We start from the raw sequence: 22162 nt of genomic DNA, 5'->3' as shown, positions 1-22162 counted from the left end.
GTGTTTGTTTAGCAATATACATTTTTTTACTATAGAAAAAATATGATTTACTAATAAAAAGACATCTATATTAACAATATCGTAATTTAATGACGAGTAGTTTGATTATTTAGTAATTTACTTTTAAGATTGGTATGTACAAAAAAAGGCATTTAGAACTTCCGTTCTAAATGCCTTTGCTTATAAGTAATAGAATATATTATTTATTCTACGGTTACAGATTTTGCTAGGTTACGAGGTTGATCTACGTTTTTACCTAGTTTTACAGCTATATGATAAGATAATAATTGCAGTGGAATCGTTGTTAATAATGGTGATAAAGATTCTGAACAATCAGGCACTTCGATAACGTGATCTGCAAGGTCTCTTACACTTTCGTCTCCTTCGGTAACAATTCCAATAATTTTTCCTTTTCTAGATTTAATTTCTTGAATATTGCTGACTACTTTTTCGTAATGTCCTTTTTTAGTAGCAATCACGATAACTGGCATTTGCTCATCAATTAAAGCAATAGGTCCGTGTTTCATTTCTGCTGCAGGATATCCTTCAGCATGTATATAAGAAATTTCTTTCAATTTTAAAGCGCCTTCTAAAGCTACAGGGAAGTTGTAACCTCTTCCTAAATATAAACAGTTTTTAGCGTCTTTATAAATGTCGGCTACCGTTTCTACGTAAGCGTCTGATTCTAATGCTTTTTTTACTTTTTCAGGGATAAGTTCTAACTCAATTAAATGACGACGGAAATCTGAGCTTGACATGGTTCCTTTAGCTCGAGCTAAACGTAATGCCATTAAAGTTAAGACCGTAATTTGAGTTGTAAATGCTTTAGTAGAAGCAACACCTATTTCTGGACCTGCATGAGTATATGCTCCCGCATCACTTTCTCTAGCTATAGATGACCCTACAACATTACATACACCAAAAACAAATGCACCTTTAGATTTCGCTAATTTAATAGCAGCTAAAGTATCTGCTGTTTCTCCAGATTGTGAAATGGCAATTACAATATCTTTTTCTGTAATAACAGGATTTCTGTATCTAAATTCTGAAGCATATTCTACTTCAACAGGTATGCGCGCTAAATCTTCGAATATATATTCTGAAACCAGTCCAGCATGCCAAGATGTTCCACAAGCGACGATAATAATACGATCGGCGTTAAGGAATTTTTTCATATTGTCCTCAATTCCGGCCATCTTAATTATACCTTCATTTGCTAATAAACGACCTCTAAAGGTGTCTAATATCGCATTAGGTTGTTCGTAAATTTCTTTCAACATAAAGTGCTCGTAGCCACCTTTTTCAATTTGTTCAATATTTAATTGAAGTTCTTGAATATAAGGATCGACTAATGAGTCATCTTTTATTTTTCTAACTTTAATCTCTTTTCCTAAACGAATAATTGCTAATTCTTCGTCTTCTAGGTAGATTGCGTTTTTTGTGAATTCTAAAAATGGAGAGGCATCACTTGCAATAAAAAACTCGTTTTCTCCAACTCCAATAGCTAACGGGCTTCCTAATTTGGCAGCAATAATTTCGTTAGGTTTCTTTTTGTCGAAAACAGCGATTGCATAGGCACCTACAACTTGATTAAGAGCAATTTGTACTGCTTTTCCAAGTTTTAAGTTCTTTTCTTGTTTTAATACTTCTTCAATCAGGTTTACTAATACTTCTGTATCTGTATCCGATTCAAAAGTATAACCTCTAGTGATTAATTCTTTTTTAATCGACTCGTAGTTTTCAATAATTCCGTTATGGATAATTACTAAGTCTCCAGAATTGGAGTAGTGAGGGTGAGAGTTTACATCGTTTGGAACCCCATGAGTTGCCCAACGTGTATGTCCAATAGCTACAGAGCCACTGGTATCAAACTTTTCATTGATGAGCTCTTCAAGATCAGAAACTTTACCTTTAGTTTTACATATTTTTAGCTCAGTACCGTTATAAATTGCAACACCTGCACTATCATAACCACGGTATTCTAATCGTTTAAGTCCATTAATTACTATTGGGTAAGCTTCTCTATGACCTATGTATCCTACTATTCCACACATAATTTTTTAGTTTTCTGGTTCGGTGTAATAAATTTTTAATTTAGCACGTAAATTTTCAGGAACATTGGAATTACTTCCATGTAATACCGTTCCTTTAGGAGATAAAATTGCTCCTTCTGGAAGCCCTGTTACCTCTTCACCTTCGCTACCTAATAAGTCGGCAGTCAGAGTGTTATTTACATTAGTTGATAAAACTAAACCAATTTTTGTGTTTGTAGAATCTTTTGTTAAAATATTTTTAACATGTTCTGTTATGCGTATTTTATACTTATAGTTACCGTCTGTATCTAAACGTTGGCCCAAATGCGAAATTTTAGAATATAGAGGATCACCTGTATTTGTTGTCTGGTCGAAAGAATAATCTATTAAAGTGAGATTGTTATTTACATCGTAAGCATATAATCTGTCGTACGTATGATTGTCGTTTGCGGTGTTAATTTGACTCTCGTCTTCGTAAACAATTAATTGGGCTTCATTAATTAACCACTTATCTTTTTGGGCTAAAAATTCGTCTAAATAGCTATCTGCTTCACCATCTCCATCTTCATCTGGACCATGAAATAAATCTATAACAGCCATAGAACCTTCACCTCCTTTTAAGTATAAATTAGTGTCTCCTGTTAGAGCATTACCATCAGAAAAATTTATATCACTTTCAAACAGATTAATTCTTGTTGTATTAAATTTAAGAGTGTACTCGCCTTCAAAAATTTCTGCGTCTGTGTCAGATTCGGTAGTGTAGTTATACTTTATAGCAATTTCTGCATCTCCAGAATCGAAGTTTATTAAGATTTGATTTCCATCATTATCTACAGTTTCAGCTTTAATATAAATACCTCTAAAGTAATTTACAAAGTTGTTCTGGTTACTTAACTCAGGGCTGTCTTCTTTGTCGAAAATTAATTTCTCCCAAAAGTTATTGGTGTTTAGAAGGTCTACTTGTAGTCTAGGCGATAAACGGCTAGTTACAACATCTTCTTCGGTGTCTTCGTCGTATTCTTCTATTACAATTTCTTCGTTACTTGGGAAAAAACTTGTGTTACTGTATAAAAGTTCTCCTTTAAAGTTGTCGAAATTAATGGTTTCATTTGCATTTGAGTAATACAACTGACTTTCGTTAAAATCTGAACTTGGATCCGTACTTCTTAAATAATACGTGTTTTGATAAATCGATAATTTAATAGGAGCGGTTCCGTATAAAGAATCTAACTTGTACGTTGTTCCACCTTCGTCGTCAACTTCAACAGCTGTAGAATAGTATGGTAAAGTTAAAGTTATGGATTCGATTTCAGGGTTTATTCCAAAATAAGGGCTGTATGTATTAGGGTACATTTGCGAAACTACACTTGCTGTAGTGATTCCGTAATCTGGATCGTTATAGGCACCTAATAAATTTGATGATAAACCGTTAGTTTGTACTGGTTTTACTTTTTTAGAGTAAGCAATAATCGGGTATTCTATACTGTCGGTAATAAAATCTTTATTACCAACAATGTCTGTACCGATAGAATTATAATCTTTATCGCACGCTATTAAAACTGTTAGTATAACTAGAAGTATACTAGATAGTTTAATGACTTGTAAAATCTTTTTCATATATTTTTTATGAAGTAAAACGAATTATTTTAAAACTTCATTCATGTAGAAGTTAGAATACGCCTCGCCAAATTCTTCTTTGTTCTTGTATCCTAAAACAGGTTTGTTAGAATTGTCTAAGTGTGTAGTTATTTCTTTAGAAATATCCTCAGAACCAATAATAAGAGCATCGGAATAATCGATAGCTACTTTCATTAAGTTGTTATATGTAGGCTCGCTTAACGTTTTAACAACATCATCATTAATATTGTCGAATTTAATTTTGTCAGACATCGTTTTATTTAACGTGCCTTCGTAACCTTGGTTGTAAATAGATGTTACAACTTTACTGTCGTTAAATAAAGGTTCTCCTGCAAAATATTCCTTTAAATACAATGGAAGTAAAGATGCTAACCAACCGTGTACGTGTATAATATCTGGTGACCAATTTAATTTCTTAACGGTTTCTATAACACCTTTTGCAAAGAAAATAGCACGTTCGTCGTTATCAGAAAATAAAGCACCATTCTCGTCTGTAAGAGTTGCTTTACGTTTAAAATATTCGTCGTTATCTATAAAATATACTTGTATACGTTCTTTAGGAATAGATGCTACTTTTATAATAAGCGGCATATCTAAGTCGTTAATTACTAGATTAATTCCAGATAGTCTTATAACTTCGTGTAATTGATGTCTCCTTTCGTTAATGTTTCCATATCTAGGCATAAATATCCTGATTTGTCCACCCTGTTGGTTTACCATTCTAGGCGTTTCAAACGACATAGAAGAGATTTCTGTTTCAGGTAAATAAGGAACTACTTCAGATGATACATATAATATCCTCTTATCTTTCATAAATTACTGGGCTTTTGAGAATTCAAAATAAAAAACACGCAAAATTACAAAATTTTATGCAGATTGCTACTAAAATAATAACTTTGCCCCCGTTAATTTTTTATTAAAGGTGAAGATATTTACAGAACAATCGGAATTAAAAAAGGAAATAGAACTATTAAAATCTCAAGGTAAGACTTTGGGATTGGTTCCTACAATGGGCGCGTTGCACAAAGGACATCTGTCTTTGGTACAGCGAGCTTTAGACGAAAATGATGCGTTGGTAGTGAGTATTTTCGTAAATCCTACTCAGTTTAATAATCCAGACGATTTGGTTAAATATCCAAGAACATTGGAGCGTGATGTTGCCTTGTTGAAAACAGCATCTGATGATATTTTAGTGTATGCGCCTGCTGTTGAAGATGTTTATGAAGACAAGGTAGAGTCTGTGGAATACGATTTCGATGGATTAGAGCACAAAATGGAAGGGAAATTCAGACCAGGACATTTTGACGGTGTTGGAACCATTGTAAAACGATTGTTTGAAATTGTTACTCCAGATAATGCGTATTTTGGCGAAAAAGATTTTCAGCAATTAGCCATTATAAAAAAGATGGTAGAGAAGCATAATGTGCCTGTAAACATTGTGCCTTGCGAGATTTTAAGAGAAGATAGTGGTTTAGCTATGAGCTCTAGAAATGTGCGTTTAACACCAGAATATTTAGAAGCATCGCCATTTATTTATGAAACCTTGAAAGCTTCTAAAATCAAGTTTGGCACAGAAAGTGCTAAAGATGTAATGGAATGGGTTGAGAGTCAGTTTAAAAACCATCCGTTATTAGAGTTGGAATATTTTGTTATTGCAGATATAAATACTCTAGAAACTATAGATAACAAAAAAGAAAATACACTTTATCGCGCGTTTGTAGCAGTATATGCAGACGATATAAGATTAATAGATAATTTAGCACTAAATTAATTAACTTTGCCACATGCAAATTCACGTAGTAAAATCGAAAATTCACAGAGTTAAATGTACTGGAGCAGATTTAAATTACATTGGTAGTATCACTATCGATGAAGATTTAATGGATGCAGCAAACATTATTCAAGGTGAAAAAGTTCAGATTGTAAATAATAACAATGGTGAACGTTTAGAAACTTATGCTATTCCTGGACCACGAAATAGTGGAGAAATTACATTAAATGGTGCCGCTGCTAGACGTGTTGCTCCAGGAGATGTATTAATACTAATTACTTATGGTATTATGGATTTGGAAGACGCTAAAACATTTAAACCTGCTTTGGTCTTTCCAGACGAAGCAACCAATAAGCTTATATAATTATTGAATCCTAAAATATCCAAAATATTAAAAATCTCACTCCCAATTTTATTGGGAGTTTTTTTAATAGCATATTCGTTGTCTAAAGTTTCTTTAGATGAGCTTCTAGTGTATTTTAAAAATGCCAATTATTGGTGGATTTTTCTCGGATCTATTTTAGGTTTATTAAGTCATTTGTCTCGTGCGTATCGTTGGTTGTTTATGCTTGAGCCTATGGGGTATCAAGTAAAAATGTCTAACAGTATTATGGCTGTTTTTGCTGGATATTTAATAAATTATACCATTCCTAGAGCAGGAGAAGTTGCTCGGGTTTCTATTTTAACGACTTACGAAGGTGTGCCTTTCGATAAAGGTTTTGGTACTGTGGTGGCAGAGCGTATTGCCGATTTAATCGTGATGATGGTAATCATTTTGGTGACCTTATTTCTTCAGTTCGATTTTATTTTCAATTTCTTTCTTTCTAAGTTCGATTTGCCTAAAGTAATTACGGGTTTGGTTACTCTAACGGTGTTGGGTTTGGCGTTTCTGTTTTATATTAGAAAGAGTCGTTCTGGTTTAGCAATAAAAGTTAGAACCTTTGTGGCTGGTTTGATAGAAGGAGCATTAAGCATCTTTAAAATGAAGAAAAAGTGGCAGTTTATTGGTCACACACTTTTTATTTGGGCTATGTATGTGCTCATGTTTTATATTACTACGTTTGCTTTAAATGGTTTACAACCTATTTCTATTGGAGCTATCTTAATCGGATTTATTTCGGCAAGCTTCAGTATAGCTGCTACTAACGGCGGAATTGGGTCTTATCCAGTTGCGGTTTATGCAGCGTTTTCTTTATTCGGAATTGCTCAAGGTCCTAGCATTGCTTTTGGTTGGATTATGTGGTCTTCTCAAACCATTTTAATTATTATTTGTGGCGGATTGTCACTATTATTACTTCCCATTTTTAATAGAAAAAGAACCTTAAAATAGGGGTTTTAAAGAAAGTTTCATTATCAAATAGATTTTTTTCAACAAAAAAGGTATTTTTCATACCTTGCGTAAGACTTAACCGTGTTAAAAATGAAAAGACTATTATACCTATTTGCTTTACTATTTTCTTGTCAATTTGTCTCTGCCCAAGCTATTTATGAAACCATTCGGTCTGAAAAACTTTCGGCAACAAGAGAACTTAAAATTCAACTCCCTAGAAATTATAGCGAAAATGTCGATAAAAAATACCCTTTAGTAATTGTTTTAGATGGTGATTACCTGTTTGAAATTGTTGCAGGGAACATAGATTATTATTCATATTGGGAAGATGTTCCCGAAGTTATTGTTGTAGGAATAAATGAGGTTGAGGATAGATATTACGACACCATGTTCTCTGAGCAAAATTCATTACCAATAGATAGTAGTGCTAAGTTTTTCGAATTTATCGGGATGGAATTAATTCCGTATATAGAAGAAAAATACAGAACAGAAGATTTTAAATTAGCAATAGGTCACGGTGCCACTGCCAATTTTATTAACTATTATTTGCTAAAAGAAAAACCTTTATTTCAATCGTATATCGTGATAAGTCCACAATTGGCTCCGAATATGACGCGATATATTCCAGACCGTTTAGGTAAAATTGATAAAAGAACATTTTATTATTTAGCAACTACTACAGATGATCTTAAGCCAGTGCTAAATGGAACAGATTTATTAAACAATAGTTTAAAGAATATAGATAACGATTATTTACAATACGATTTTGATAAGTTTGAAGGTTTAACACATTACTCTGTAGTTGCCCAAGCTATTCCAAAAGCATTAGAACGTATTTTTTACGTGTACCAGCCTATCACTGCTAAAGAATTCGATAAAGATATTATGGCGTCTAACGAGCCGGCTATCGATTATTTAAAAGAAAAATACGAGTCTATTAAAGAGTTGTATGGTGTAGAAAAAACCATTTTGGTAAACGATTATAAAGCTATTGCAGCAGCAATTGAAAAGAAATCTGAATATAAAGATTTTCAAGAGTTAGGTAAAATGGCGAGAGAATCATATCCAGAAACCATGTTAGGTCAGTATTATCTTGCACGTTATTACGAAGAAACAAATCAGCCTAAAAAAGCAATGAAAACTTATCAATCGTCTTACATTTTCGATGAAATTGCAGGATTAACGAAAGACGATATGATTGAACGTGCAAACCGACTTAAAGCAGATTTCGGATATTAATGGCAAAAGTAAAAACAACCTTTTTCTGTCAGAGTTGTGGAGCGCAATACGCCAAATGGCAAGGGCAATGTAATTCGTGTAAAGCATGGAATACTATAGCTGAAGAGGTAATTCAGACCCCTGAAAAAAGCGATTGGAAAACACCAAATTCAAACACAGCTAAACGGACTTCTGTTCCACTTTTAATAAACGAAATAGATGCCTCGAAAGAAGCGCGGTTAGACACCTTCGATGCAGAATTTAATCGTGTATTAGGTGGCGGAATTGTACCAGGGTCTCTAACGCTTTTAGGAGGAGAGCCAGGGATAGGTAAAAGTACATTGTTGCTTCAAGTAGCTTTAAAACTACCTTATAAAACATTGTATGTGTCTGGTGAAGAAAGCCAGAAACAAATAAAAATGCGTGCCGAACGCATTAATCCTAATAATAGCAACTGCTATATTTTAACAGAGACTAAAACGCAAAATATCTTTAAGCAAATTGAAGCCTTGCAGCCCGATATTGTTATTGTAGATTCTATTCAGACGTTACATAGCGATTATATCGAGTCGTCTTCTGGAAGCATTTCTCAAATAAAAGAATGCACTACAGAGCTTATAAAATTCGCCAAAGAAACTTCTACGCCAGTGGTGCTTATAGGGCATATTACTAAAGATGGTAATATAGCTGGCCCAAAAATTTTAGAACATATGGTAGATACGGTACTTCAGTTTGAGGGCGACCGCAATCATGTGTTTAGAATATTAAGGGCTAATAAAAACAGATTTGGATCGACTAGCGAACTTGGTATTTATGAAATGCAAGGTTCTGGGTTAAGAGAAGTTTCTAATCCTTCAGAAATTCTAATATCTAAAAAAGATGAAGAATTAAGTGGAAATGCAATTGCTGCAACTCTAGAAGGTATGCGCCCGTTAATGATTGAAGTTCAGGCGTTGGTTAGTACTGCGGTTTATGGTACGCCACAACGTTCGGCAACAGGTTTTAATGCCAAACGGTTAAACATGTTGTTGGCTGTTTTAGAAAAACGTGCCGGATTTAGATTAGGTGCAAAAGATGTGTTTTTAAATATTACAGGAGGAATTACTGTAGATGATCCCGCGATAGATTTAGCGGTAGTTGCTGCTATTTTATCTTCTAATGAAGATGAAGCCTTGGCCAAAGATTATTGTTTTGCTGCAGAAGTTGGTTTGTCCGGAGAAATTCGTCCTGTGCAACGTGTTGAGCAACGTATTCAGGAGGCAGAAAAACTAGGATTTTCAACTATTTTTGTATCTAAGTATAATAAAATCTCTCTTAAACCTAAGGCGATAAAGATTCAATTAATTTCTAAAATTGAAGATTTAGTTGATCTAATTGTGTGATTTTACTAAATAATTCAAATTTCGAGTAACTTTTTAAGAGAAATGGAGACTATACATTGTGTAAGTTCACTTATTTTTAATTTTTAAAAAATCAATTCAAACTTAAATATATGAAGACTAATATTTTAAAGTTATCTGTGCTTGGTGCCATTGCTTTTGGAAGCTTAACAGCTTGTAAAGAGGAGGCCAAAAAAGAAACGGCAGAGGTAGTAAAAGAAGACGTTGTGCCCGGAATCAATTTAGATTATATGGACAATTCGGTTAAACCGAATGATGACTTTTTTAAATACGTAAACGGAAATTGGATAAAAAACAATACCATTCCTGATGATAGATCACGATGGGGAAGTTTCGATGAATTAAGACAAAAAACAGACGAAGATGTTTTAGGCATTTTAAAATCGGCAATGTCAGATAATAAAGATCTAGAGCAAGTGCAAGTACTTCCTGGTTCAGATCAAGAAAAAGCAGTGTTTCTTTACGAAACAATTATGGATACTGTAGCTAGAAATAAAGCAGGTATCGATCCTTTAAAACCTGTTTTAGCTAAAATTGATGCAATAAGCAATGTTAAAGATTTAGAGGCTTATTTAATTGAAATGGAGCCTCAAGGAGGTGCTGGGTTTTTTGGATTTAGAGTAGGTGCAGATGCAAAAGATAGTAATAAAAATGTTGGAAGCTTAGGGACAGGCCGTTTAGGACTTCCAGATCGTGATTATTATGTTAAAGACGACGCAGATTCTAAAGAAAAAAGAGAACAATATGTAGCATACATTACAAAAATGCTTCAGTTTTTAGGAGATACGGAAGCAGTTGCGAACGAACAAGCTAAACAAATTTTAGCGTTCGAAACCAGTTTGGCTGAACCTAAAATGGATAAAGTAGAATTAAGAGATAGAAGAAAAACATATAACCCAACTGCGGTTACAGATTTACAAAAAATGGCTCCGGCTATAGATTGGAAAGCGTATTTTGATGGTATTGGTGCTAAAAATTTAGATACTGTTGTTGTAAGCCAGCCTCAATATATAAAAGCGCTTCAGTCTATTTTAGCAAAAGACAATGTTAGCGATTGGAAAGCATATTTGCGTTGGTCTGCACTTAATAGATCTGCAGGTATGTTAAGTCAAGAACTAGAATATGCAAGCTGGGAATTTTATAGCAAAACATTACGTGGTGCTAAAAAACAACGTCCAAGCGAAGAAAGAGCATTACAAACTATTAATGGTACAGTTGGAGAAGCTTTAGGTAAGTTATATGTAGATAAAAAATTCCCACCAGAAGCTAAAGCAAAAGCAGAAGAAATGATTAAAAATGTGATTAAAGCATTTGAAAAAAGAATTTCTTTATTGCCTTGGATGAGTGAAGACACTAAAGCAAAAGCAATTGAAAAGCTAAAAGCAACTACAATAAAAATTGCTTACCCAGATAAGTGGAAAGATTATTCTGCTTTAGAGATTGCAAGTGTAGAAGATGGAGGGTCTTACCTTCAAAATATACAAAATGCAAGAGCTTGGAACTTCAAAGAAGATATCGATAAGCTAGGTAAACCCGTAGATAAGAGTGAGTGGTATATGGCGCCACAAGTTGTAAATGCGTATTTCAATCCATCTTTCAACGAGATCGTGTTCCCTGCAGCTATTTTACAACCTCCATTTTATAATTATCAAGCAGACGATGCTGTAAATTATGGTGGAATTGGAGCCGTAATCGGACATGAAATTTCTCATAGTTTCGATGATTCAGGATCTAGGTACGATAAAGATGGTAACTTAAATAATTGGTGGACAGATAAAGATTTAGAAGAGTTTACAAAACTTGGAAAAGCTTTAGCAGATCAATACAGTAGTTTAGAAGTGTTACCAGAAACATTTATTAATGGTGAATTTACTTTAGGTGAAAACATCGGAGATTTAGGTGGAGTAAACGCCGCTTACGATGCTTTACAAATAAAATTTAAAGAAAATGGTATTCCAGAACCTATAGACGGGTTTACGGCAGACCAACGTTTCTTTTTGTCTTGGGCTACTGTTTGGAGAAGTTTGTATAGAGATGATGCGTTAAAAAATCAAATTAAAACGGATCCGCATTCTCCAGGTATGAATCGTGCCGTGCAACCCCTTTTAAATGTCGATTCGTTTTACGAAGCATTTAATATTAAAAAAGGTGACTCGATGTATATCGCTCCAGAAAACAGAGTTAAAATCTGGTAAGTACTTTCGTTTGAGTTAAATATTTTAAAACCCCCGACAATACGTTCGGGGGTTTTCTTTTACCTTTCATTTTTAATAAAGATGATTAACCATACCTATGAAAGTAAAAGGAATTTTATTAGCGATATTAAGTGTCATGATACTGTCCTGTGGCACACGCAAAACCATTAATAAAGATGAATTAGTTGGAACTCTAAATGACTATACAACTAAAGTCGATGGAAATACTGCATTAAAGCAAGCGGTATCCGATGGGGTCTTGACAGATCTTCAAGGTGCTGAAGATATCGGAACCTATAAAATTTATGTGGATTACGATAAGCAGACTGGTGATTTAGTGCATATTAGGAATGTAGAAAAAACAGGAAACCTTAGAGACGAAAACTATTATTTTAAAGATAATGCTTTGGTGGTTGCAATTGTAAAATCTTCTGTAGCTAAAGCAAAGCGAATTTACCTTAATAAAGGTAAAATAATCTCGTCATCAAATATAGATTCTAAAGAAGAAGATTTGCTTTTAACTAAGGCAAAACGCTTTCAAACCGAATATAAAGACAACTAAAAAATGAATTTAAAAAACCAATTATTTTCAATTGGTTTTTTTGAGTATTAACACCGCTGTTTTCTTAAAATTCATTAATTTCGCGTTCTTATAAGAAAATAGAACGAATGAGCATGAGATTTCCTGAGTATAAAGGTCTTAACTTACCAAATGTTGCAGAAGAAATTCTTGATTTTTGGGAGTCTAAAAATATATTTGAAAAGAGTATCACAACTAAAGAAGGAAAGGAACCCTATGTTTTTTTCGAAGGGCCTCCGTCTGCAAATGGCTTACCTGGTGTTCACCATGTTTTAGCACGTTCTATTAAAGATATTTTTCCGCGTTATAAAACCATGAAAGGATTCCAAGTAAAGCGTAAAGCGGGTTGGGATACACACGGTTTACCAATTGAACTTGGAGTGGAAAAAGAGTTAGGGATTACCAAAGAAGATATTGGTAAAACCATTTCTGTAGAAGATTATAACGCGGCTTGCCGTACTGCCGTAATGCGTTATACAGGTATTTGGAACGACCTAACTCGTAAAATGGGATATTGGGTAAATATGGATGATCCATATATTACTTACGAACCAAAATACATGGAAAGCGTATGGTGGTTATTAAAACAGATTTACGATAAAAAATTAATCTACAAAGGGTATACCATTCAGCCGTATTCTCCAAAGGCAGGAACAGGTTTAAGTTCTCACGAATTAAATCAGCCGGGAACCTACCAAGATGTTACCGATACAACAATAGTTGCACAGTTTAAAGCTAATGCAGATTCGTTACCAGACTTTTTACAAGACGAAGGCGATATCTTTTTCTTAGCTTGGACAACAACGCCGTGGACCTTACCAAGTAACACCGCCTTAACTGTAGGAAATAAAATAGACTACGTTTTAGTAGAAACGTATAACCAATATACATTCGAACCTATGAATGTGGTATTGGCAAAACCATTATTAGCAAAACAATTTGCTGGTAAATTTTTCCAAGTCGATGCTAAGCCTGCATTGTTAGATTATAAGCATGGCGACAAGAAAATTCCGTTTTACGTTGTAAAAGAATTCAAAGGAAAAGATTTAGTTGGGATTACTTACGAGCAATTAATGCCGTATGCACTTCCAAACGATAATCCTGAAAATGCCTTTAGAATTATTTCTGGAGACTTCGTTACTACCGAAGATGGAACAGGAATTGTACATACTGCACCTACTTTTGGGGCAGACGATGCCTTGGTTGCAAAACAAGCGACTCCAGAGATTCCGCCACTATTGGTAAAAGACGAAAACGGAAACTTAGTACCGTTAGTAAACTTACAAGGTAAATTTAGACCAGAAATGGGAGAATATGCTGGTAAGTATGTGAAAAACGAATACTATAACGATGGTGAAGCTCCAGAACGCTCTGTAGATGTTGAAATCGCTATTCGTTTAAAAGAAGAAAATAAAGCCTTTAAGGTTGAAAAATACAAGCACAGTTATCCAAATTGTTGGAGAACAGATAAGCCTATTTTATATTATCCATTAGATTCTTGGTTTATTAAGGTAACCGACGTTAAAGGACGTATGGTAGAACTTAACGACACCATTAATTGGAAACCAAAATCTACGGGGACAGGACGTTTCGGAAATTGGTTAGCAAACGCTAACGATTGGAATTTATCACGTTCGCGTTACTGGGGAATTCCATTACCAATTTGGAGAAGCGAAGATGGTAAAGAAGAAATTTGTATTGGTTCTGTTGCCGAACTGAAAGCAGAAATGACTAAGGCTGTCGAAGCTGGCGTAATGGAAGCCGATATTTTCGAAAGTTTTGAAATCGGAAACAATTCTGAAGAAAACTACGCACAATTAGACTTGCATAAAAATATTGTCGACCAAATTACATTGGTGTCTGCATCAGGGCAACCTATGAAACGTGAAAGCGACTTGATAGATGTATGGTTCGATTCTGGTTCTATGCCGTATGCACAATGGCATTATCCGTTTGAAAATAAAGAAAAAATTGATGGAAACGAATCGTATCCAGCCGATTTTATCGCAGAAGGTGTAGACCAAACACGTGGATGGTTTTATACACTTCACGCCATAGCAACTATGGTATTCGATTCTGTAGCCTATAAAAATGTAGTATCTAATGGATTAGTATTAGATAAAAACGGACAAAAAATGTCGAAGCGTTTAGGAAATGCTGTCGATCCTTTTGAAACCCTTACAGCTTACGGTCCAGATGCCACACGTTGGTATATGATTGCAAATGCAAATCCGTGGGATAATCTAAAATTCGATATTGAAGGTATTGAAGAGGTAAAACGTAAATTCTTCGGAACACTTTACAACACCTATTCATTCTTTAGCTTATATACTAATTTAGATAAATTTACTTACAGTGAAGCTGATATTCCATTAGCAGAACGACCAGAATTAGACCGTTGGATTTTATCAGAATTACACACCCTTATTCAGCGTGTAGACGAATATTATGCTGAATACGAGCCAACAAAAGCGGCACGTGTAATTTCTGAGTTTACACAAGACTATTTAAGTAACTGGTATGTGCGTTTAAGTAGAAGACGTTTCTGGAAAGGCGATTACGAACAAGATAAAATTTCGGCTTACCAAACCTTGTATACTTGTATGCTAACCATTGCAAAATTAGGGGCTCCGATTGCGCCATTCTTCATGGATAAACTTTACCGAGACTTAACACAAGTGACACAAAAAGAAACATTTGAAAGTGTACATTTGGCTGAGTTTCCTGTGTTTGATGAAGCAGTTATAGACAAGTCTTTAGAGCGTAAAATGGGACGTGCTCAGGTAATTTCGTCTTTAGTATTATCATTACGTGCTAAAGAAAAAATTAAAGTACGCCAGCCGTTACAAAAAATCATGATTCCTATAGATACCAAGGAACAGAAAGAAGAGATTTTAGCAGTTGCCGATTTAATTAAGCACGAGGTAAATATTAAAGATATCGAGTTGTTAGAAGACGCGTCAGATATCTTAGTGAAACAAATAAAACCAGATTTTAAAGTCTTAGGACCACGTTTTGGGAAGGATATGAAGTTGATAGCTAGTGAAATAGCTAAAATGACCTCGGAAGACATCAAAAAAATTGAGCAAACAGGAACTTTAGACATTGAAATTAATGGAAAAAGTATTACTTTAGGACGTGAAGATGTGGAAATTATATCGCAAGATATTGAAGGATGGTTAGTTGCTAACGAAGGAAATTTAACAGTTGCTCTTGATATCACAATTTCTGAAGCATTAAGGAAAGAAGGAATTGCAAGAGAGTTAATAAATAGAATACAAAATTTACGTAAAGATTCAGGTTTCGAAGTTACAGACCGTATAAGTGTTAAGCTTCAAAAACATGATGATATTGTAAAAGCTATTCAAACTAATTTAGAATATATTAAGGCAGAAACCTTAACCGCCGAACTAGAAATTATAGACCACGTAAACAACGGGATTGACATTGAGTTTGATGATATTGAAACCAAGTTGTTTATAGAAAAACACTAATATTATGAGCGTAGATTTAAATGTAAGACATACAGATAAGGATTTGGCTGAATTTAAAGTAATAATTCAAGACAAAATTGTAAAAGCTAAACGCGATTTAGACTTAATCAAGAGTGCTTATCAAAACGATTTAAATAACGGAACAGACGATACGTCGCCAACGTTTAAAGCGTTTGAAGAAGGTAGCGAAACAATGAGTAAGGAAAGAAATTCTCAATTGGCTATTCGTCAAGAAAAGTTTATCCGTGACCTTAAAAATGCACTAATCCGTATTGAAAATAAAACATACGGAGTTTGTCGTGTTACAGGTAAATTAATAAATAAAGAACGTTTAAAATTAGTACCTCATGCAACGCTTAGTATCGAAGCTAAGAACATGCAATAAGAGTACTTTAAATTTATAAAATTAAACGCCTTGCATTTTTGCAAAGGCGTTTTTTTGCTTTTATATGAAATTATTTGCTTTAAGTATATTCACTTTATTTTGTATGGCATTGAACGCTCAAAAGCGTGTCGATAAAAGTATTGATGCACAAGGTCTTTCAACATTGCAAATAGATGGTAATAATTGCTTTAAAATACGTGTAACAGCATCTCAAACAAATCGCATTTTAATTCAGACTAATATTGCTGGCGAACACAACGAAGATATGGTTGTGGTTGCGAAAAGAAGTAATGATTCCTTAATGATTTCTACAAGATTTCAGCCGCTGTTTGAAGCAGATAATGATAAGCTGAGTGTACATAAATTAATATCTGTTGAATTAGAAATACAATTGCCAAAACACATGAACCTCAACATAAAAAGTGATATTGCAAGTGTGGAAGCTCAAGGCGATTTTAACACGGCCTTTATCGAGTTGAATCAGGGAAATTGCACGCTAGCATCCTTTTCAGGTTCTGCAACAGTTAATACGGTTCAAGGCGATATTTACGTAGAAGCTAATTACGTAAAAGTAAGTGCGGATTCAAGACATGGAGTTGTTAAACTTCAGAAGTTAAATTTTGGAGAAAACCATTTGAATTTAAAGTCTATTCATGGAGATATAAGTGTATTTAAAACAGAATAATATTCCTATTTTTACTGAAAATTAAAAACATGTCCTTAAAAAAAGCCAGTATACTTATTTTTGTCGTTTTACTCATCGATCAAATAAGTAAAATCTATATAAAAACACATTTTATTTTAGGTGAGGATGTTACAGTTTTTAACTGGTTTAGAATTTATTTTATTGAAAATGAAGGAATGGCTTGGGGAACTAAAATTAGTGATTTTAGCGACTCCATTTCAGATAGAACAGCTAAAACTTCGCTAACTATATTCAGAATATTTGCTATTTTCGGAATAGGATATTGGTTGTATTCAACTGTAAAAACTAATGGTCATTATTTACTAACTATTGCAATTGCGTTAATCTTTGCAGGGGCCTTAGGTAATATTATAGATTCTGTATTTTATGGTGTTATCTTTAACGATAGTCATGGCCAAATTGCTTCATTATTTCCTGCAACTGGAGGTTATGATACTTTACTTCATGGAAAAGTAGTAGATATGTTATATTTCCCGATGTGGAAGGGGTATTTGCCAGAATGGTTGCCGTTATGGGGAGGGAAGTTTTTTACCTTTTTCGAACCTGTTTTTAATGTTGCAGATGTTGCCATTAGTACTGGTTTTGTAATGTTGCTTGTGTTTAATAAAAAAGCATTTCCTAAGGACTCATAAAAAAGCAGTTGACTGCTGTGTGCTTTCCTTTTTTTAGAATGTGTAAATCCTATTGGGAGTTACGCAATAATCTAAAGGAATATCAGTGTCGTAAACATCAGAAATTTCATCTTCAGATTCAAAAAAAGATAATCCTATTTTTATAGTTTCAGGATTGCAAGCTTCTAAAAATCTGTCGTAAAATCCTTTACCGTAACCAATTCTGTTTCCTTTTTTGTCGAACGCTAAAAGCGGAATAAAAACCACTTCAATACTCGAATTTGGGATAGGAATACCATCTATAGGCTCCGGGATATTATAACTATTTTTCTTAATTGTGGTAGCATCTGTAAGTAAAACATGATGCATGAGTCCGGTGTTGAAATCGCTCTTAGAAATCACGATATTTTTATCTTTTCCGGATAGGATATTCAGAATAAATTCGGTGTTAACTTCTTGTTGTTCTTCAATAGTTAAAAAGATATGATAGAATGATTTGTCCCAAATAGGAAGCTTTAAAAGCTGATTGGAAATGGCGATGCTTAAATCGTCGCACGCATCTAATGATAATGCTTTACGTTTGGCTTTGTATGTTTTTCGTAACTCTGATTTTGTCATAAATCACGTTTGAGTTTTCTTGTAATATGGAATATGGCGTCTCCTTGATAAACAATAGGGGATTCGTTAACGTTAATGATATAGCCGCTACTTTCTGCTTTTACATAATCGTTAAATTTTCCGTACGGATCCGTAATGTTACCAATAATATCTCCCTTTTTTACTTTGGTACCCATTAAATCTAGTGCAGGTCTAAACATACCCGAATAATTAGCACGCTGCCATCTGGTTTCTAATATAAATACACACGGTTTTTTTGGTGGTGACACTTTAAATTTAGCATTAAGCATGTCTAAATAAAATAAAACCCGTTTGGCACCGTTAACGCCTGTGTTTGTAACGTTTTGGTCTATATGTATAGATTTTCCACCTTCGAAAAGAAGCATAGGAATCCCTAATTTTGAACAGGTAAAACGAAACGATTTACTTAAATTTTTAGAGTACATTACAAAGGGAGCTCCAAACGCTCTTGCTAAATTATCTAGCTCTCTGTCGTCCTTCATAATTCGAATTTGTGGTGCATTAAATCGACCCGCACCACCGGTATGAAAATCGAATACATAATCTACAGAAGGAATAACCTCGTGAATTAATTTATAGGCAACCTGACTTGCTAACGAACCATTATCGTTTCCAGGAAACACACGGTTTAGATCACGGCCATCAGGAAATTCTCGTTTTAAGTTTATAAATCCGAAGATATTAATTACAGGAATACAAATAATACTACCGCGTTTTGGTTTGTTAAGTCCTTTGGCGATAATTTGGCGTACTATTTCCACGCCATTTACTTCGTCGCCATGAATTCCTGCTGTAAATAAAACTGTTGGCCCTGGTCGCTTAGAGCGTTCTATAAATACAGGAACATCGACACTAGAAGACGTGTGCAGATTAGCGACATCGAAACTAATTTCGGCACTTTCTCCCGGATGAATTTTGTGTCCTAAAACATGTAAAATATCCTTCTGAAATATCATTTATCGTTTTGCGTTTCGTTCAATAAAACTAATTATATTCTTAGCAATATTTTTGCCAGTAGCAGCTTCAATACCTTCTAATCCAGGTGTAGAGTTTACTTCTAAAAGTAATGGTCCTCTTGCAGACTGTAACATATCTACCCCACAAACAGGAAGTTTTAATGCATTAGCAGCATTAACCGCTAATTTTAGTTCGGCTGCATTTAATTTAATAATGTTAGCCGATCCTCCACGGTGTAAGTTAGAACGGAACTCTCCTTCTTTTCCTTGGCGTTTCATAGCTCCAACCACTTGCCCGTCTACAATTAAAGCTCTTAAATCGGCACCGTTAGCTTCTTTAATAAACTCTTGTACAATAACTCTTGCTTGTAAACCATTAAAAGCTTCAAGAACAGATTCTGCAGCGTTTTTAGTTTCTGCTAAAACTACTCCTAAACCTTGAGTTCCTTCTAAAAGTTTAATAATTACAGGTGTTCCACCAACATGTGCAATAACCTCTTCTACATCTCTAGAGTAATTTGTAAATACCGTTTTTGGCATTCCAATTCCTGCTTTACTTAGGCGTTGTAAAGACCTTAGTTTATCGCGAGAACGCTGTATTGCATCGGAAGTTACTATGGTGAATACATTCATCATTTCAAACTGACGAACAACAGCACAGCCATAGAATGTTACCGAAGCACCAATACGTGGAATAATGGCGTCTACATAATCTAAATAACGATTTTTGTAGTAAATAGTTGGTTTTTCCTTTTCTATAATAATGTCGCATTTAAGCGGGTCTATTACTTCTATAAGGTGTCCGCGTTTTTCACCTTCTTCAACTAATCGGTCTGTTGAGTAAAGCTCTGCGTTTCTTGATAAAATTACAATGTTCATTGGTCTTTTAAGTTAAGAGATAAATTTTGAAGATCAACATCGACTAAGAATTTTCGTTTTAAAAACTGTCTGCCAATAAGTACAGGAAATCGCATATCGTCTCGTGTGCTTAAAGTTAAGTTGATCTTGTACGTTTTACCAAAAATTATCACTTCAGATTTTATTTTATATCTATTTTCTTTTATGCCGTTGCTACTTTTTACGTTTGTAAAGGTGTATTCGTTAAATATTACTTCTTTACTACTAAAGTTAGGATGTCCTTTGCTGTAAAAAATGCAACGCAGTGTATTGTTTTCTTCTTTAATTTCTGAACAATGAATCGCAGAAGTATATGCTCCTGTATCTATTTTTACATCGATATTAAATAAATCTAATTTTGGAAAATCAAATTTATCTACACGACCTATTATGCGTTTATCCATATGGTTTTAAAAAGTGGGAAAGATATTTAAAGTTGAATAAATCGCGCAATATTAAATGCTAAATTTTATACAATGAAATTGGTTTTAAAATTGTTGTAGTATCTTTGATATATGGATGAAACCGCATTACAAATTCAGTTAAAAACCTTGCCATCTTCACCAGGGGTGTATCAGTATTTCGATGCTAATGGAACTATAATTTATGTAGGAAAAGCAAAGAATTTAAAGAAGCGAGTGTCTTCTTATTTTACCAAAACACACGACAGTGGCAAGACGCGGGTACTTGTAAAAAAGATTGTCGAGATTAAGCATATTGTGGTCGAGACAGAAACCGATGCGTTACTTCTGGAGAATAATTTGATAAAAAAATATCAGCCAAGATATAATGTGTTGTTAAAAGATGATAAAACGTATCCATGGATTTGTATTAAAAAAGAACGGTTTCCGCGTGTATTTTCTACCCGACGTGTTATAAAAGATGGTTCTGAATATTTCGGGCCCTACACAAATTTTAAGACCATACACACGTTGCTAGATTTAATTAAAGGCGTGTACCCGTTAAGAACATGTAATTACGATTTATCTGAATCTAAGATTGAATCGGGTAAGTATAAAGTGTGTTTAGAGTATCATTTAGGAAATTGTAAAGGACCATGCGAAGATTATGAGAGTATAGAGGAATACAATAGAAACATTGTTGCGATACGCGAGATTTTAAAAGGAAATTTTAAAGATTCTTTGGCTCAGTTTAAAAATCAAATGAAATACTTTGCAACGAATTTACAATTTGAAGAAGCACAAAAAGTCAAAGAAAAAATTGAAGTCTTAGAAAATTATCAAGCAAAATCTACCATTATTAGTCCTAAAATTAGCAATGTAGATGTGTTTTCTATTATGAGCGACGAGGGTTTTGGATATGTAAATTTTCTTCAAATTTCATATGGTTCAATAATTCGGTCACATACTCTAGAAATTAAGAAAAAATTAGATGAAACCGATAAACAATTATTAGAATTGGCAATAACTGAGATTCGTCAGCGTTTTCATTCCAATTCAAAAGAAATATACGTACCTTTTAAAGTGAGTTTGGGTGAAGACGTTCGGGTAACCGTTCCGCAGTTAGGCGATAAGAAACGTATTTTAGATTTGTCGCTTCGTAATGCAAAATATTATCGCATGGAACGCTTTAAACAAATTAAAATTACAGATCCAGATCGACATGTAAATCGTATTATGGCACAGATGAAAACCGATTTACGATTACATGAAGAGCCTAGATATATTGAATGTTTTGATAACTCGAACATACAAGGAACCCATCCAGTAGCCGCTTGTGTGGTGTTTAAGGATGGAAAACCGAGTAAAAAGGATTACAGGCATTTTAATATTAAAACAGTGGTTGGACCAGACGATTTTGCATCTATGGAAGAAGTTGTATTTAGGCGTTATAAACGTTTGGTAGAAGAACAGCAACCGTTACCACAACTTATAATTATTGATGGTGGAAAAGGGCAATTATCATCAGCATTAAATGCTTTAGATGATTTAGGATTGCGAGGAAAAATAGCTATTATCGGAATTGCAAAACGTTTAGAAGAATTGTTTTATCCTGAAGATCCAATTCCGTTGTACTTAGATAAAAAAAGCGAGACACTGAAGATTATTCAGCAATTGCGAAATGAGGCGCACAGATTTGGTATAGAACACCATAGGAATAGACGAAGTAAAAGTGCGCTAAATACCGAATTAGAAACCATACCGGGAATAGGACAAAAAACGATTGTCGAATTGTTAAGTCAGTTTAAATCTGTAAAACGCGTTTCGAACGCATCATTAAAAGATCTAGAAGCTGTTGTAGGTGTGTCTAGAGCAAGTAAAATTTATAATTATTATCATACCACATAA

The 22162-nt window shown here is 34.1% G+C and carries 19 protein-coding genes; 12 read left to right on the top strand and 7 right to left on the bottom strand.

From position 1 onward, the window contains the following. Nucleotides 1-203: 203 nt before the first annotated feature. From glmS to BN863_RS16625, 3 genes are read right to left on the bottom strand one after another with little or no spacing between them, the layout of a single operon-like run. Nucleotides 204-2054 (bottom strand): glutamine--fructose-6-phosphate transaminase (isomerizing), encoded by a 1851-nt coding sequence (glmS, locus tag BN863_RS16635; RefSeq protein WP_038532506.1) that lies wholly within the window; start codon nucleotides 2052-2054, stop codon nucleotides 204-206. 6 nt (nucleotides 2055-2060) lie between these two features. Continuing rightward, a complete protein-coding gene (locus tag BN863_RS16630; RefSeq protein ID WP_038532504.1) occupies nucleotides 2061-3650 on the bottom strand; it encodes a DUF4270 domain-containing protein in 1590 nt (529 codons plus the stop codon). Nucleotides 3651-3674: 24 nt separating this feature from the next. Continuing rightward, nucleotides 3675-4484: a glycogen/starch synthase gene (locus BN863_RS16625; protein WP_038532502.1), complete on the bottom strand. Its 810-nt coding sequence runs from the start codon at nucleotides 4482-4484 to the stop codon at nucleotides 3675-3677. Nucleotides 4485-4593: 109 nt separating this feature from the next. Between BN863_RS16625 and panC the strand changes: the two genes are divergently transcribed. From panC to BN863_RS16570, 11 genes are all read left to right on the top strand, one after another. After that, nucleotides 4594-5442, top strand: a complete 849-nt coding sequence (gene panC, locus BN863_RS16620) for a pantoate--beta-alanine ligase (protein ID WP_038532499.1) — start codon at nucleotides 4594-4596, stop codon at nucleotides 5440-5442. Nucleotides 5443-5455: 13 nt separating this feature from the next. Beyond that, on the top strand, nucleotides 5456-5806 hold the full coding sequence (gene panD / locus BN863_RS16615) for an aspartate 1-decarboxylase (RefSeq protein WP_038532496.1): 351 nt from the start codon (nucleotides 5456-5458) through the stop codon (nucleotides 5804-5806). Nucleotides 5807-5857: 51 nt separating this feature from the next. Further along, nucleotides 5858-6772, top strand: coding sequence for a lysylphosphatidylglycerol synthase transmembrane domain-containing protein (locus BN863_RS16610; RefSeq protein ID WP_242404046.1), 915 nt, complete (start codon nucleotides 5858-5860; stop codon nucleotides 6770-6772). Nucleotides 6773-6862: 90 nt separating this feature from the next. Next, nucleotides 6863-8011: an alpha/beta hydrolase gene (locus BN863_RS16605; RefSeq protein ID WP_038532490.1), complete on the top strand. Its 1149-nt coding sequence runs from the start codon at nucleotides 6863-6865 to the stop codon at nucleotides 8009-8011. Further along, nucleotides 8011-9372, top strand: coding sequence for a DNA repair protein RadA (gene radA, locus BN863_RS16600; RefSeq protein WP_038532488.1), 1362 nt, complete (start codon nucleotides 8011-8013; stop codon nucleotides 9370-9372). Before BN863_RS16605 ends, radA begins: the two co-directional genes overlap by 1 nt. Nucleotides 9373-9482: 110 nt before the next feature. After that, nucleotides 9483-11585: a M13 family metallopeptidase gene (locus BN863_RS16595; protein ID WP_038532486.1), complete on the top strand. Its 2103-nt coding sequence runs from the start codon at nucleotides 9483-9485 to the stop codon at nucleotides 11583-11585. Between the two features lie 97 nt (nucleotides 11586-11682). Continuing rightward, nucleotides 11683-12147: a hypothetical protein gene (locus tag BN863_RS16590; protein WP_038532483.1), complete on the top strand. Its 465-nt coding sequence runs from the start codon at nucleotides 11683-11685 to the stop codon at nucleotides 12145-12147. Between the two features lie 107 nt (nucleotides 12148-12254). Beyond that, on the top strand, nucleotides 12255-15659 hold the full coding sequence (ileS, locus tag BN863_RS16585; RefSeq protein WP_038532481.1) for an isoleucine--tRNA ligase: 3405 nt from the start codon (nucleotides 12255-12257) through the stop codon (nucleotides 15657-15659). 4 nt (nucleotides 15660-15663) lie between these two features. Next, on the top strand, nucleotides 15664-16044 hold the full coding sequence (locus tag BN863_RS16580) for a TraR/DksA family transcriptional regulator (RefSeq protein WP_038532479.1): 381 nt from the start codon (nucleotides 15664-15666) through the stop codon (nucleotides 16042-16044). Nucleotides 16045-16147: 103 nt separating this feature from the next. Further along, nucleotides 16148-16729 (top strand): DUF4097 family beta strand repeat-containing protein, encoded by a 582-nt coding sequence (locus BN863_RS16575; RefSeq protein ID WP_148304638.1) that lies wholly within the window; start codon nucleotides 16148-16150, stop codon nucleotides 16727-16729. Between the two features lie 29 nt (nucleotides 16730-16758). Further along, a complete protein-coding gene (locus BN863_RS16570; RefSeq protein WP_038532476.1) occupies nucleotides 16759-17382 on the top strand; it encodes a lipoprotein signal peptidase in 624 nt (207 codons plus the stop codon). Nucleotides 17383-17415: 33 nt separating this feature from the next. On the opposite strand, the gene BN863_RS16565 is transcribed toward BN863_RS16570, so the two are convergent. Genes BN863_RS16565 through BN863_RS16550 form a run of 4 tightly spaced genes read right to left on the bottom strand, consistent with a single transcriptional unit; the run spans nucleotide 17416 to nucleotide 20257 of the window. Next, a complete protein-coding gene (locus BN863_RS16565) occupies nucleotides 17416-17979 on the bottom strand; it encodes a 5-formyltetrahydrofolate cyclo-ligase (RefSeq protein WP_038532474.1) in 564 nt (187 codons plus the stop codon). After that, nucleotides 17976-18956, bottom strand: a complete 981-nt coding sequence (locus tag BN863_RS16560) for a succinylglutamate desuccinylase/aspartoacylase family protein (protein WP_038532472.1) — start codon at nucleotides 18954-18956, stop codon at nucleotides 17976-17978. Before BN863_RS16560 ends, BN863_RS16565 begins: the two co-directional genes overlap by 4 nt. Next, nucleotides 18957-19835, bottom strand: coding sequence for a 30S ribosomal protein S6--L-glutamate ligase (rimK, locus tag BN863_RS16555; protein WP_038532469.1), 879 nt, complete (start codon nucleotides 19833-19835; stop codon nucleotides 18957-18959). Then, entirely contained in the window at nucleotides 19832-20257 is a 426-nt protein-coding gene (locus tag BN863_RS16550) for an ATP-dependent zinc protease family protein (protein WP_038532467.1), read from the bottom strand. The genes rimK and BN863_RS16550 overlap by 4 nt, the downstream gene beginning before the upstream one ends. A gap of 111 nt (nucleotides 20258-20368) precedes the next feature. Between BN863_RS16550 and uvrC the strand changes: the two genes are divergently transcribed. After that, on the top strand, nucleotides 20369-22162 hold the full coding sequence (uvrC, locus tag BN863_RS16545) for an excinuclease ABC subunit UvrC (protein WP_038532464.1): 1794 nt from the start codon (nucleotides 20369-20371) through the stop codon (nucleotides 22160-22162).

The sequence above is a fragment of the Formosa agariphila KMM 3901 genome, assembly GCF_000723205.1.
GTDB lineage: Bacteria > Bacteroidota > Bacteroidia > Flavobacteriales > Flavobacteriaceae > Formosa > Formosa agariphila.
Note: the sequence above shows the minus strand (reverse complement) of the source record. Positions and strands in the feature narration are given on the sequence as shown.

Coding starts and splice junctions, on each gene's coding strand:
- BN863_RS16580 (WP_038532479.1), top strand. CDS start 15,664: ATGAGCGTAGATTTAAATGTAAGACATACAGATAAGGATTTGGCTGAA.
- BN863_RS16575 (WP_148304638.1), top strand. CDS start 16,148: ATGGCATTGAACGCTCAAAAGCGTGTCGATAAAAGTATTGATGCACAA.
- BN863_RS16595 (WP_038532486.1), top strand. CDS start 9,483: ATGAAGACTAATATTTTAAAGTTATCTGTGCTTGGTGCCATTGCTTTT.
- BN863_RS16550 (WP_038532467.1), bottom strand. CDS start 20,257: ATGGATAAACGCATAATAGGTCGTGTAGATAAATTTGATTTTCCAAAA.
- BN863_RS16630 (WP_038532504.1), bottom strand. CDS start 3,650: ATGAAAAAGATTTTACAAGTCATTAAACTATCTAGTATACTTCTAGTT.
- BN863_RS16560 (WP_038532472.1), bottom strand. CDS start 18,956: ATGATATTTCAGAAGGATATTTTACATGTTTTAGGACACAAAATTCAT.
- BN863_RS16625 (WP_038532502.1), bottom strand. CDS start 4,484: ATGAAAGATAAGAGGATATTATATGTATCATCTGAAGTAGTTCCTTAT.
- radA (WP_038532488.1), top strand. CDS start 8,011: ATGGCAAAAGTAAAAACAACCTTTTTCTGTCAGAGTTGTGGAGCGCAA.
- BN863_RS16570 (WP_038532476.1), top strand. CDS start 16,759: ATGTCCTTAAAAAAAGCCAGTATACTTATTTTTGTCGTTTTACTCATC.
- ileS (WP_038532481.1), top strand. CDS start 12,255: ATGAGCATGAGATTTCCTGAGTATAAAGGTCTTAACTTACCAAATGTT.
- panD (WP_038532496.1), top strand. CDS start 5,456: ATGCAAATTCACGTAGTAAAATCGAAAATTCACAGAGTTAAATGTACT.
- rimK (WP_038532469.1), bottom strand. CDS start 19,835: ATGAACATTGTAATTTTATCAAGAAACGCAGAGCTTTACTCAACAGAC.
- BN863_RS16565 (WP_038532474.1), bottom strand. CDS start 17,979: ATGACAAAATCAGAGTTACGAAAAACATACAAAGCCAAACGTAAAGCA.
- BN863_RS16590 (WP_038532483.1), top strand. CDS start 11,683: ATGAAAGTAAAAGGAATTTTATTAGCGATATTAAGTGTCATGATACTG.
- uvrC (WP_038532464.1), top strand. CDS start 20,369: ATGGATGAAACCGCATTACAAATTCAGTTAAAAACCTTGCCATCTTCA.
- glmS (WP_038532506.1), bottom strand. CDS start 2,054: ATGTGTGGAATAGTAGGATACATAGGTCATAGAGAAGCTTACCCAATA.
- BN863_RS16605 (WP_038532490.1), top strand. CDS start 6,863: ATGAAAAGACTATTATACCTATTTGCTTTACTATTTTCTTGTCAATTT.